Genomic DNA, 12,370 nt, shown 5'->3' with positions numbered 1-12,370 from the left:
GTGCTGCTGGTCGTCGGCGTCAACGGCACCGGGAAAACCACCACCGTCGGCAAACTTGCCCGGTTCCTGGTCGCCGACGGCCGACGCGTCGTGCTGGGCGCCGCCGACACATTCCGGGCTGCCGCTGCCGACCAGCTGCAGACCTGGGCGTCGCGGGTGGGCGCGGAAGTGGTGCGCGGACCCGAGGGTGCCGACCCGGCGTCGGTGGCCTTCGACGCCGTCGACAAGGGCATCGAGGCCGGCGCGGATGTCGTGCTGATCGACTCCGCGGGGCGGTTGCACACCAAAGTGGGCCTGATGGACGAGCTCGGCAAGGTCAAACGAGTGGTGACCCGGCGGGCCGCCGTCGACGAAGTTCTGCTGGTTCTCGACGCCATGATCGGGCAAAACGGGCTGGCTCAGGCAAAGGTGTTTGCCGAGGTCGTCGACATCACCGGCGTGGTGCTGACCAAATTGGACGGAACAGCCAAGGGCGGCATCGTTTTCCGCGTGCAACAAGAATTGGGCGTGCCGGTGAAACTTGTTGGCCTGGGCGAAGGCCCCGACGATCTCGCACCCTTTGAGGCAACCGCATTCGTCGACGCCCTGCTCGGCTGAAACCCCTTACACGGGGACCGTTTCGTTAATGCCGCCGAAATACTGCGGCCCCCTCTCGGAAACAACCATTGCGCAAGGTTCTGGATCAGGTCATCAGGCATATATCCGATGACCAGATCAGGGCCCGACCGGAGGTGAGACTGAGTGACATTCCCGATACTGGGCCAGCCCAATACCAACGATACCGCCTGGATGCTGGCGAGTTCAGCGCTGGTGTTAGTGATGACGCCAAGCCTGGCGTTCTTCTACGGCGGGGATGGTGCGCGCCATAAGCGTGCTCAACATGCTCATGATGAGCTTCAGCGCCATGGGCGTTGTAACGGTGCTGTGGGTACTGTACGGATATTCAGTTGCCTTCGGCAATGACGTGGGCAACTTCATGGGTAACCCGACCGATTACTTCGGGCTGAAGGGGCTGATGGTGGCAACGCGGTGGTCACGGATCCCACCAAGGGAGTGTCAGCAACCGATATTCCACTGTCCGGCACGCTGCCCGCGACCGTCTTCGTGGCACTCCAGCTGCTGTTCGCGATCATCACGGTCGTGCTGATCTCGGGAACGGTGTCCGACCGGCTCAAGTTCAGCGCCTGGCTGGTATTCGCTGGCTAGTGGGCGACGGTGGTCTACTTCCCGGTCGCGCACTGGGTGTTCGCCTTTGACGGCTTCGCCTCCGAGAAGGGCGGGTGAATTGCCAACAGCTGCACGCAATCGACTTCGCCGGCGGGACGGCGGTCCATATCAATTCCGGTGCAGCGGGCCTGGCACTGGCGCTGGTACTCGGTAAGCGCAAGAGCTGGCCCACCACCCTGTTCCGCCCGCACAACCTGCCGTTCGTGATGCTCGGAGCCGGCCTGCTGTGGTTCGGCTGGTACGGCTTCAACGCCGGGTCGGCCACCAGCTCCAACGGTGCCGCCGGGTCGACCTTCATCACGACGACCACGATCGCGACGGCCGCGGCGATGCTCGCCTGGCGGCTGGCTCACCGAGCGCATCCGCGACGGCCACGCCACGACGCTGGGAGCGGCGTCGGGCATCGTCGCCGGGGCTGGTCGCCATTCACCCTGTCCTGTTCGTCGGTCAACGCGCTGGGCGCTTTGATCGTCGGCCTGGTGGCCGGTGTGGTGTGCGCGCTGGCGGTGGGGCTGAAGTTCAAGCTCGGCTTCGACGACTCACTCGACGTGGTCGGCGTGCACCTGGTCGGCGGATTGGTGGGCACCCTGCTGTTGGGCCTGCTGGCCGCGCCGGATGGCCTGGCGATCAACGGCGTCAGCGGTGTGTCCAAGGGATTGTTATACGGTGGCGGCTGGGAGCAGCTGGAAAAGCAGGCGGTCGGCGCGTTCGCCGTCCTTGGCTACTCCTTCATCGCGACGACTATCCTGGCGTTAATCCTGACGACTATCCTGGCGTTAATCCTGAAGTACACGATTGGGCTGCGGCTCAATGCCGAGGCAGAAGCCTCCGGCATCGATGAGGCCGAGCACGCGGAGAGCGGTTACGATTTCGCGGTGTCTACGGCGTCGGTTCTTTCCCGTGCCAGCCTGCCGAATGCACAGGACGAGATAGCTTCTGGAGCAAGCGATCTCGTGCTGCGCGGCGTGCGTTACTGTACGAGGGCAGCGCCCTGCACGCGGCTGAGCTGCGCCATGCGTGGCTGGATCTGCACGAGTCGTGGCTGACAGACAAGGCGACTGAACTCGGCATCACCGAAACCGGCGCGTTCGCGATCGTCGAAGTGGGCGGTCTGGGCCGTTGCGAGCTGCTGCCGTACTCCGACCTCGACTTGATATTGTTGCAGGACAACGTCTCCTACGATGTGTTGCAGCGAGTAGCGGACGGCCTGTGGTATCCGCTGTGGGACGCCAACATTAGGCTCGACCACAGTGTGCGCACCGTGGCCGGAACGCTCGGTGTCGCCAACGGCGACATGATCGCCGCGGTGGGCATGCTGGACGCGCGCCACATCGCCGGCAACGCTGAGCTGTCCGACGAATTGATCGGCGGCGCAAGAAGGTAGTGGCGCACCGCAATTCGGTCCCGAATGGACGAACTGGTGGAGATGACGCAAGCGCGCTGGCTGCGCTGCGGTCGAATCGCGCACCGCGCCGAGCCCGACCTCAAATCTGGCCCGCAGCGGTCTACGCGACGTGCAAGTGCTCGACGCGCTGGGCCTGGCCCAGCTCATCGACCGCCACGACATGGGCCGTCCGGAAAGCCCGGGCGGTTCACTCGGCGACGCCTACCTGACCCTGGTCGATGTGCGCACCGAGCTGCATCGGGTGTCCGGCCGCGGGCCGCGATCAGTTGCTCGCCCAGTTCGCCGACGATATCAGCGCGGCGCTGCACATCGGCGATCGATTCGACTTGGCGCGCAGGCTTTCCGACGCCGGGCGCACCATCGCCTTCTACGCCGGGGCGTAGGTGACCAGCACACCGTGAAACTCCCGGCGAGGTCTGCGGGTTGGTGTTGGAGAACCTCGGGTCCAGGAAAATGCCGTACCGCTGCGCGGCCTGGGCCCACTGCACCTTCAGGTGTTCGGTGGGGCACCACGACGGTGATCTGCTCGACGGTGCGACTGTGCAACAATTCGGTCACCACTCGCAGTGCGAACGTCGTCTTGCCGAATTCCGGCGTGGCCACGGCGAGGAAGTCGCGCAGCTCGGCGGAGAGATGTTTCACCAAGACCCGGCGCTGCCAGCCCCGCAGCGGTCGGCTGTAAGCGTCGGCAGTCGCTGTGTCGCTGACCGGCTGCATCGACACAGGCTCCCTTCCGGTGCGCGGTTCGCAGGTCGCGCCCATCCAAGTCGTTGACCCCGGCCGCACGATGCCAACCGGCTTGGCGGCGGGTGTGAAATGTAGCATGGCAACGCTTTTCGGCGTCGCAACGACGCAACGGTGCGTCAGCCAGGCCGCAGATAGGTTATCCCGAAAGCTGTGAGCGGCGCACCAGACCGCGCTTGCATCCAGGCGTCGATCCGCGCGGCGACGTCGGGCCAGCTCGGTTCGAGCATCATGTTGTGGCCCGTCGAAAAGAATTCCGGCCGGGTCCCGTAAGCGCGGTGGCGCGCACCGCGCGCGGGCTGACGAAACCGTCGTACACCGCGCCGAGCACCAGAATCGGCGTGCGCACCCGCCGGGTCCGGACTGGGCGGACCCGGCGGGTCGATCATCGTCGCGCGGATGCTCTCGGCCCCGGCGCGCCGGTGGCAGGATTCGACGACGGACGGCCTCGGGCCTGTTGGGGCAGAACAGGTATTCGCGGGCCAGCGCCGGGTGGCGAGGGACTTCAGCAACGTCGGATCGTTCCAGGACTCCAACGTCATCGACGGTCGGCGGCGCCAGACCCGCAACGCGGTGCCCAGCACGCCCTGCGGGGGCAGTGACCCGAGCAGCACCGCGGCGGGCGCCCGGCGCTCCTCGAGGTAGCGCTGGATCACGAACCGCCCACTGAATGGCCGACGACCGGGGCGCCGCCCAGGTCGTCGGCCACCGACGTGACGTCGTCGATGTAGTCGGCGATGGAGACCTTCGGCAGCGGTTTGGTGGCGGGGCTGCCGGCGTACCCGCGAAGGCTGAGCGAGACCGCGCGGTAGCCGGCGTCGGCAAATGTAGTCCAGAAACCCGTTGTCCCAGTACCATGTGCCGTGCCAGCCGCCGTGCACGAACAGCAACGGTACCGGGTGGGTGTCGGAGCAACGCCCCTTGTCGATCACCTCGAGCATGTGCTGACGTTTTGCTGGCCGGGACGACCGCCTTGTCAAGAGTGCGATGCACCGAGGCGAATTGCGGCCAACCGCACACTTGCGCCAGTGAGGGCTCCCGGCGGTCCCCCGCTAGGCTGGCGGAGTGTTTGAATCGCTGTCCGACCGGTTGACCGGTGTCCTGGCGGGGCTGCGCGGCAAAGGTCGACTGACCGACGCTGACATCGATGCCACCACCCGGGAAATCCGGCTCGCGCTCCTGGAGGCCGACGTCTCGCTGCCCGTCGTGCGGGCGTTCGTCGGCCGGATCAAAGAACGCGCCCGCGGCGCCGAGGTGTCCGGTGCGCTGAACCCGGCGCAACAGGTCGTCAAGATCGTCAACGAAGAACTGATCGGCATCCTCGGCGGCCAGACTCGCCAGCCGGCGTTCGCGAAGACGCCGCCGACCGTGATCATGCTGGCCGGCCTGCAGGGATCCGGTAAGACGACGCTGGCCGGAAAGCTGGCGGCGTGGCTGCGCGGCCAGGGCCATACCCCGCTGCTGGTGGCCTGCGACCTGCAGCGGCCCGCCGCGGTTAACCAGCTGGTGGTTACCGGTGAGCGGGCCGGTGTGCCGGTGTTCGCCCCGCACCCGGGCGCTTCGCCCGAGTCCGGACCGGGTGACCCCGTCGCCGTCGCGGCCGCCGGGCTCGCCGAGGCCCGCGCCAAGCATCACGACGTGGTCATCGTCGACACCGCCGGGCGGCTGGGTATAGACGACGAGCTGATGAGCCAGGCCGCGGCCATCCGCGACACGGTCGACCCCGACGAAGTGCTCTTCGTGCTCGACGCCATGATCGGTCAGGACGCGGTCACCACCGCCGAGGCGTTCCGCGAGGGTGTCGGCTTCACCGGTGTGGTGTTGACCAAGCTGGACGGCGACGCCCGCGGTGGCGCGGCGTTGTCGGTCCGTGAGGTCATCGGCGTACCAATCCTTTTCGCGTCCACCGGCGAGAAGCTGGAAGACTTCGACGTCTTCCACCCCGACCGGATGGCCAACCGCATCCTGGGCATGGGCGACGTGCTCAGCCTGATCGAGCAGGCTGAGCAGGTCTTCGACGCGCAGGCGGCCGAGGCCGCCGCCGCCAAGATTAGCACCGGCAAGCTGACCCTGGAGGACTTCCTCGAGCAGATGCTCGCCATCCGCAAGATGGGGCCGATCGGCAACCTGCTGGGCATGCTGCCCGGCGCGGGGCAGATGAAGGAGGCGCTGGCCGAGGTCGACGATCGCCAGCTCGACCGGTTGCAGGCCATCATCCGCGGGATGACGCCGCAGGAGCGCGCCGACCCGAAGATCATCAACTCCTCGCGGCGGCTCCGCATCGCCAACGGCTCGGGCGTGACGGTCTCGGAGGTCAATCAGCTGGTCGACCGGTTCTTCGAGGCCCGCAAGATGATGTCGTCGATGCTGGGCGGCATGGGCATTCCGGGCCTGGGCCGCAAGTCGGCGACCCGAAAAGGTAAGGCCGCCAAGGGTAAAAAGGGCAAGAAAGGCGGACGGGGGCCGACGCCGCCCAAGGTCAAGAGCCCGTTCGGGCCCGGGGCGCCCGTTATGCCCGCCGGGTTCCCCGACCTGTCGCAGCTGACCGAAGGGCTCAACGAGCTGCCGCCGGGGCTGGCGGACTTCGACCTGTCCAAGCTCAAGTTCCCCGGCAAGAAGTAGCCGCGTGGCTATGCACGTGCGAGGTCTGCGGTTACCCGACGAGACCGAGATCGAACTGTGGATTGTCGACGGCCGCCTCAGCACCGAACCGGTTGCCGGGGCCGACACCGTATTCGACGGCGGGTGGATCCTGCCCGGCCTGGTGGATGCGCACTGCCACGTCGGGCTCGGCAAGACGGGCGAAATCCCGCGCGACGAGGCCGTCGCGCAGGCCGAGTCCGAACGCGATGTCGGCGCGCTGCTACTGCGTGACTGTGGCTCGCCGACCGACACCCGCAGCCTCGACGACCGCGACGATCTGCCCCGTCTGATTCGGGCCGGCAAGCACCTGGCCAGACCGAAGCGTTACTCGGCCGGCTTCTCCGTCGAGCTCGAAGACGAATCGCAACTGCCGGCGGCGGTGGCCGTGGAGGCGCGGCGCGGTGACGGCTGGATTAAGCTCGTCGGCGACTGGATCGACCGCAGCATTGGCGATCTGGCGCCGTTGTGGTCCGACGACGTGCTCAAGGAGGCGATCGACACCGCGCACGCGCACGGCGCCCGGGTGACCGCCCATGTGTTCAGCGACGAGGCGATGCCGGGGCTGATCAAGGCCGGGATCGACTGCATCGAACACGGCACCGGGCTCACCGACGACACCATCGCGCTGATGGTCGAACACGGCACGGTGCTGGTGCCCACCCTGATCAACATCGTCGACAACTTCCCAGGCATCGCCGATGCCGCGACGCGCTACCCGACCTACGCCGCCCACATGCGCGAGCTGCATGCGCGCTGCGCCGGGCGGATTGCGGCGGCCGTGGAGGCGGGTGTGCCGATCTACGCTGGAAGCGACGCCGGCCCGATTATCGCGCACGGCCGCATCGTCGACGAGGTCGAGGCGCTCAAGGGCATCGGGATGAGCCCGACCGCCGCGCTGGGCGCGGCGTGCTGGGATGCCCGAAGCTGGCTGGGCCACCCCGGGCTGGACCACGGGGCGTCGGCCGATCTGGTGTGCCACGCCGAGGACCCCCGAAAGGGCCCGTCCGTATTGAGCCAACCCGATCTTGTTCTGCTGCGCGGCAACATGTTTCGGCCCTAGCGCGGCACCTGCGCCGGACGGGCGGGGTGCCATGCCGGCCGGATAGAATCTGCTGATGGCACTGGCCAGCGGCGCGGTTTGCCGGATACACCGTCGCGCGAAAGCTAGGATCCGGGGCGGCCGGGCGAGGTCTACCTTGTTCGGGATCCCGGTTCGGCGCGCTGGCAGGCGCTGAAGGTGATCTCGTTGCCGCCGTCGTCGGACGGCCGATTCCGGCGGCGTTTTCTCGAGGAAACCGCGACCGTGACGAGTCTACGGCACCCGCACATCGTGGCGGTGCACCACCGCAGCGACCTCGACGCACGGTTGTGGATCGCGATGGACTACGTGGAGGGCAGCAGCGCCGCGCAGCTGATGCGGGATCGTTTCCCGGCGGTGTGGCCGACCGGCGAGGTCCTGGCGATCGTCGCCCGGTCGCCGGCGCGCTGGACTACGCCCACCAGCGCGGCTTTTGCATCGCGACGTCAAGCCGGCCAACATCCTGATGACCGTCCGGCAAGAGGGTGAGCAAAACAGATTCTGTTGGGCGACTTCGGAATAGCCCGTCCACTTGGAGAGCACGCGAGCGTGTCGGGCCGCACGTCTCGGCGGGCACGGTCGGCTACGCCGCGCCCGAGCAGTTGATAGGGGCCGACACCGACGCACACGCCGATCAGTACTCGCTGGCCGCCACCGCTTTATCATCTGCTGACCTGGGCGCCGCCGAGCGGGTACCCCAATGCGACCACCGCGCTGCGCGAGTTGTTGCGCGCACGCCACCGAAACTGAGCTCGCAGCGCCCCGAATTGGCCACTCGACGAGGTGTTCGCCCAGGGCGTTCGCCGCGCAGCCCGGCGACCAGTTTACCAGCTTCCGCGCCGTTCGCCGACGTCGTCAGTGCGGCCGCCGGATTGTCACCGGCGCGCCCGGTCCGGACCCCGTGTTGGTGCTGGACTACCCGGACTACCACTGGCCCGCAGACCGGGTGCACCAAGTGAACCACCGGGTGCGTCGGGCGCCACGGACGACGCCGAAACCGATGCCGAACCCGCGGTGCCGACCCGGCCGGCGGCCCCGCAAGATCGTGGTCGTCGCCGCCGCGGCCGCGGTGCTGGCCGGGCTGTTCGCGTTCGGCATCGTCACCGGCCGCAAGATCGAGTCGACGGCCGAACGGACCGCCGGTGTCCCGTCGAGCGCTCCCGCCGCGCCCCGTCGCGCTGCCGCCGACCACCGACGCATCTACCCCGCCCGCCGCGCTGGAGGGCACCTACCGCCTGCAGGTCGAACGGTCCAAGGAGACGTTCGATTACACGCCCAGCCCGCAACCCCCGGACGTGATATCCTGATAGGCGTTCCGGACGTCGTGCACAACCATCCTACTGCTCAGCCGCCGCGATACACGACAATGACCACACCCAGTTGGCCTCAACCGGTGGTTCCGTCCCGTGGTCTTCCGATTCGAGGGCTGCCAGTGGCAGTCACGGCCCGAGACGGTGCCGTTTGGCGTTCGGGTGGCGAGGCGTCCGGCGGGGTGGCCAAGTCGCAGACCACCCTCCAGACGCTGGCGCTGCGGCCCAGCCCGCACGGTGATCTGGCGGGGGAGATGGATCTGGTCGTGCAAATCGACGAGTGCAGGCAGCGCTCCTCGGTGGTGCGGATTCCCGCCACGCTCAATATGTGCCGGACCCGGTGACCGTCCCCGAGCCGAGCGGCCCGCCGGTGCCCGTCGCCCCGTCGAACGCTCCGTTGCACACCCCGAGCCGCCCGCGGTGTCCGGCCGGCCGGGCCGATAACGCTCTGACAGCTCCTTTGTCGTGGGACGCTCACATCGTGCAAAAAGATTGCGAGCACTCACTATAACTATGGTAGCGTCGCCAGCAACCAACGAGCCGGGAGGCAACAGTAACCTACGACGTGATCATCCGGGACGGATTGTGATTCGACGGGACCGGCAGCGCGCCGCACACCTGCACGCTGGGCATCCGTGAGAGCGTGGTGGCCACGGTGTCGTCCGAACCGATCGACGAGACCGGATGCCCGGAGGTGATCGACGTGGCCGGCAAATGGGTTGTGCCCGGCTTCATCGACGTGCACACCCACTACGACGCTTAAGTGCTGCTGGACCCCGGGCTGCGCGAATCGGTGCGCCACGGCGTGACCACCGTGCTGCTGGGCATGTGCTCGCGGTCGACGGTCTACGCCGACTTCCGAGGACGCCGCCGACCTGTTCAACCGGGTCGAGGCGGTGCCGCACCAATTCGTCCTGGGCGCGCTGGAAAACAACCGGACCCGGACCACCGTCGAAGAATACATCGAAGCCATCGACGCGTTGCCGCTCGGCCCCAATGCCAGTTCGCTACTCGGCCATTCGGACCTGCGCAGCACGGTGCTGGGGCTGGACCGCGCCACCGACAAGACCGTCAAGCCCACCGACGCCGAACTGGACGATGGCCACGCTGCTCGACGACGCGCTCGACGCCGGGATGCTCGGCATGTCCGGCATGGACGCGGCGATCGACAAACTCGACGGCGACCGGTTCCGGTCGCGGGCGCTGCCGTCGACTCGCGACCTGGCGGGAGCGGCGCAAGCTGATCAAGCTGCTGTGCAAGCGCGGCCGGATCCTGCGGAGCGCACCGTATGTCGACAAGCCGTCGTCCGCGCTGATGTTCTTTTGGCCAGTAGCCGGATCTTCAACCTCCGCAAGGGTGTTCGGATGAGTCTGCTGGTCTCGGCCTACGCCAAGTTGATGCCGCTGGCCGTCTACGTGTTCGGCCCGGCCATCCGGCTGTCCAACAAGCTGCTGCGCTCCAGCGTGCGATTCCATCGAGGAGTTCGGCGCCGGCACCGCCGCGCTGCACCTGCGTGACCAGTTGCAGCGCAACGAATTACTGGCCGACGAGTCCTATCGCCGGGAGTTCCGCAAGGAATTCGACCGGATCAAGCTGGGGCCGTCGCTGTGGCACCGCGACTTCCACGACGCCGTCATCGTCAAATGCCCCGACAAGTCGTTGATCGACAAGAGTTTTGGCGCGATCTCCGACGAGCGCGGCCTGCACCCGTTGGACGCGTTGGATGTCCTCGTCGAAAACGGTGAACGCAACGTTCGGTGGACCACCATCGTGGCCAGCCACCGGTCCAAGCTGCTCAATGCGCTCGCCAACGAAGGCAGTGTGCACATGGGCTTCTCCGACGCATGTGTCCACCTGCGCAACATGGCGTTCTACAACTTTCCGATCAAGCTGCTCAAGCGGACCCGCGACGCCTACCGCGCCGGCCAGCCGTTCATGACTACCGAGCGGGCCGTGCACCGGCTGACCGGGGAACTGGCAGAGTGGTTCGGCATCGACGCCCGGCACCCTACGCCAGGGTGACCGCGCGGACTTCGTGGTGATCGACCCGCAGGGGTTGACCGACGAGGTCGACAGCTACCACGAGGAAGTGGTGCCGTTCTACGGCGGGCTTGCGGCGCATGGTCAACCGCAACGATGAGGCCGTGGTCGCCACCGGCGTCGGCGGCGCCGTGGTCTTTCCGGGCGAGCGAATTCCGCGACGGCTACGGGCAGACCGTGAACTCGGGCCGCTACCTGCGGGCGGGTCAGCGGGTGCGGCGCGCGCCGCACTGGTCTGAGTCACCGCGATGGCCAGGACCCAGCAACAGCGCCGCGAGGAGACCGTCGGTCGTCTCCTCGACGCCGCCACCGCTAGTATCATCGAGGTCGGCTACGCGCGGGCCTCCGCGGCCGTGATCACCAAGCGGGCCGGGGTGTCGGTGGGCGCCCTGTTCCGTCACTTCGAGACGATGAGCGACTTCATGGCGGCGACGGCCTCAGAAGTGCTAAGCCGTTCACCAAGCAGGTAGCACAGATCCCGGCCGGCGCTGCAAGCGGCGCTGACGATCTTGCGGGACATCACCGGCAGCCCCACCAACGCGGTGCTCTACGAACTGATGGTCGCCGCGCGCACCGACGGGAAACTCAACGCTCATCTGCGCGACGTCATGGCGCAGTACACCGCGAAGATTCTCGACGCCGCGCGGACGCTGCCGGGCTTCGAGGTCGTCGGGGCGGAGACGTTCCCGGTGCTGGTGGCGTTGCTGACCAACGTCTTTGACGGCGCGGCCATGGTTGCGCGGGATCTCCCCGGAGCCAGATATCGAGGAGCCACGAATCGCGTTGCTATCCAAGCTGATAACGGGACTGGTCGCCAACGAGGACGGCTAGCGACGGTCCTACAGTGACCCAATGCTTGCCGATGGGTTCAGCTCGAAACCCCAATCGAACAGGCTGCCCGCCTGATCCCAGTACGTTGGACTGCCCGGCTTGACTAGCCCGTACATCATCGCGACCACCAAGCGGCGTCCGCCACGGGCCGCGGCCCCGACGAACGTCTTGCGTGTGGCGTTGGTGAACCCGGTCTTGCCGCCGATGGCACCCGGGTAGCGGGTCAGCAGCTCGTCCTGATCGGTGATCGGCTCATCGCCGTGCTCGCCGGGAAACATCGCCGACGGTTCGGCGGTGATGTGCGCGAACGTCGGGTTGGTCATCGCGGCCCGGAAGATCACGGCCAGGTCGTGCGCGGTCGAGGCGCCGGAGCCGCCCGGGCCGTCTAGGCCGGACGGGGTGGACGCGTGGGTGCCGGTGGCCCCAAGGGAGGCGGCCTTGGCGTTCATCTTGGCCACCGTAGCGTCGGCGCCGCCCAACAGGTGCGCCAGCGTGTTAGCGGCATCGTTGCCGGACACCAGCAGCAGCCCGTCCAGCAGCTGGCGCGCGGTGTAGACGCGGCCGGGCTGGACGCCGACGCAGTTGCACTCCACCTGGGTGTCGGCGACGTCGGCGACCACGGTGGCATCTAGGGGTACCTCGTCGAGCACCACCAACGCCAACAGCACCTTGATGGTGCTCGCCGGCGAGTGCTGCATGTACTGGTCGCGGGCTGCGAGTACCTGACCGCTGTCCAAATCGGCCAGGACCCAGGTCTGGAAGGGGCCGTCGGGGATCGGCATCGGAGCCGATGGGCTGCATGTCGTCCGCACGGGACTCCGGCGCGGTGGCCGTCCCGGGGGTCAGGCCGGCGACCGTGAGCAGCGCAGCAGCTGCGGCCAGGAAGTTCCGCATGGCCGCAAAGTGTAACTTCCGGACGTGTTCGGCTTCCGGTGCCTCCCTGGTGCCCGTGAGGCACCGGGCAGAACGGCAGCGTCAGATGTGGATAAGAGACGGGGCGTTTTCGGCGGGGCCCGTGGGCGCGGGGGCTGAGGGGGGCGGGGGGGGTGTCGGGGGGGGGGGGGGGAGGGGGGGGGGGGTGGGGGGGGGGG

At 67.6% G+C, this 12,370-nt stretch carries 7 protein-coding genes and 8 pseudogenes; 12 read left to right on the top strand and 3 right to left on the bottom strand.

Features of this window, described 5'->3' with window-relative positions; all coding sequences use genetic code 11:
* The 5 genes and pseudogenes from ftsY to FQ389_RS16725 all read left to right on the top strand — a co-directional run.
* Window positions 1-597, top strand: a 597-nt coding sequence (gene ftsY / locus FQ389_RS16735; protein ID WP_144209638.1) for a signal recognition particle-docking protein FtsY, incomplete at its 5' end; no start/stop codon positions are given.
* A 256-nt stretch (window positions 598-853) separates the two neighbouring features.
* Window positions 854-946 (top strand): annotated as a pseudogene (locus FQ389_RS21515) (hypothetical protein); the annotation flags it as partial.
* 83 nt (window positions 947-1,029) lie between these two features.
* On the top strand, window positions 1,030-1,206 hold the full coding sequence (locus FQ389_RS20905) for a hypothetical protein (protein ID WP_260860859.1): 177 nt from the start codon (window positions 1,030-1,032) through the stop codon (window positions 1,204-1,206).
* A gap of 74 nt (window positions 1,207-1,280) precedes the next feature.
* Window positions 1,281-2,033 (top strand): annotated as a pseudogene (locus tag FQ389_RS16730) (ammonium transporter); the annotation flags it as partial.
* 147 nt (window positions 2,034-2,180) lie between these two features.
* A pseudogene (locus tag FQ389_RS16725) lies at window positions 2,181-3,006 on the top strand ([protein-PII] uridylyltransferase family protein); the annotation flags it as partial.
* Window positions 3,007-3,008: 2 nt separating this feature from the next.
* On the opposite strand, the pseudogene FQ389_RS16720 reads toward FQ389_RS16725, so the two are convergent.
* Both FQ389_RS16720 and FQ389_RS16715 read right to left on the bottom strand, forming a co-directional pair.
* A pseudogene (locus tag FQ389_RS16720) lies at window positions 3,009-3,349 on the bottom strand (DEAD/DEAH box helicase family protein); the annotation flags it as partial.
* Between the two features lie 146 nt (window positions 3,350-3,495).
* Window positions 3,496-4,317 (bottom strand): annotated as a pseudogene (locus tag FQ389_RS16715) (alpha/beta hydrolase).
* A 124-nt stretch (window positions 4,318-4,441) separates the two neighbouring features.
* On the opposite strand from FQ389_RS16715, the gene ffh reads away from it, so the two are divergent.
* The 7 genes and pseudogenes from ffh (at window position 4,442) to FQ389_RS16685 (ending at window position 11,279) form a co-directional block, all read left to right on the top strand.
* Window positions 4,442-5,998, top strand: a complete 1,557-nt coding sequence (ffh, locus tag FQ389_RS16710; protein WP_144209635.1) for a signal recognition particle protein — start codon at window positions 4,442-4,444, stop codon at window positions 5,996-5,998.
* Between the two features lie 10 nt (window positions 5,999-6,008).
* Window positions 6,009-7,079, top strand: coding sequence for a metal-dependent hydrolase family protein (locus FQ389_RS16705; RefSeq protein WP_144209641.1), 1,071 nt, complete (start codon window positions 6,009-6,011; stop codon window positions 7,077-7,079).
* Window positions 7,080-7,256: 177 nt separating this feature from the next.
* On the top strand, window positions 7,257-7,586 hold the full coding sequence (locus FQ389_RS16700; RefSeq protein WP_144209632.1) for a protein kinase family protein: 330 nt from the start codon (window positions 7,257-7,259) through the stop codon (window positions 7,584-7,586).
* 653 nt (window positions 7,587-8,239) lie between these two features.
* Window positions 8,240-8,404 carry a hypothetical protein gene (locus tag FQ389_RS18315; protein ID WP_186296489.1) on the top strand — a complete coding sequence of 55 codons (165 nt, stop codon included), beginning with the start codon at window positions 8,240-8,242 and terminating at the stop codon, window positions 8,402-8,404.
* Window positions 8,405-8,529: 125 nt separating this feature from the next.
* Window positions 8,530-8,751: a hypothetical protein gene (locus FQ389_RS16695; RefSeq protein WP_144209629.1), complete on the top strand. Its 222-nt coding sequence runs from the start codon at window positions 8,530-8,532 to the stop codon at window positions 8,749-8,751.
* A 221-nt stretch (window positions 8,752-8,972) separates the two neighbouring features.
* Window positions 8,973-10,805 (top strand): annotated as a pseudogene (locus FQ389_RS16690) (N-acyl-D-amino-acid deacylase family protein).
* Window positions 10,697-11,279, top strand: a pseudogene (locus tag FQ389_RS16685) (TetR/AcrR family transcriptional regulator). Before FQ389_RS16690 ends, FQ389_RS16685 begins: the two co-directional pseudogenes overlap by 109 nt.
* A gap of 8 nt (window positions 11,280-11,287) precedes the next feature.
* Here FQ389_RS16685 and FQ389_RS16680 read toward each other — a convergent pair.
* Window positions 11,288-12,173: pseudogene (locus FQ389_RS16680) on the bottom strand (D-alanyl-D-alanine carboxypeptidase family protein).
* Window positions 12,174-12,370 lie beyond the last annotated feature (197 nt).

The sequence above is a fragment of the Mycobacterium tilburgii genome, from assembly GCF_902168065.1.
Lineage (GTDB): Bacteria > Actinomycetota > Actinomycetes > Mycobacteriales > Mycobacteriaceae > Mycobacterium > Mycobacterium tilburgii.
The sequence above is the reverse complement of the archived record's forward strand: the minus strand, read 5'-3'. Positions and strand labels throughout refer to the sequence as shown.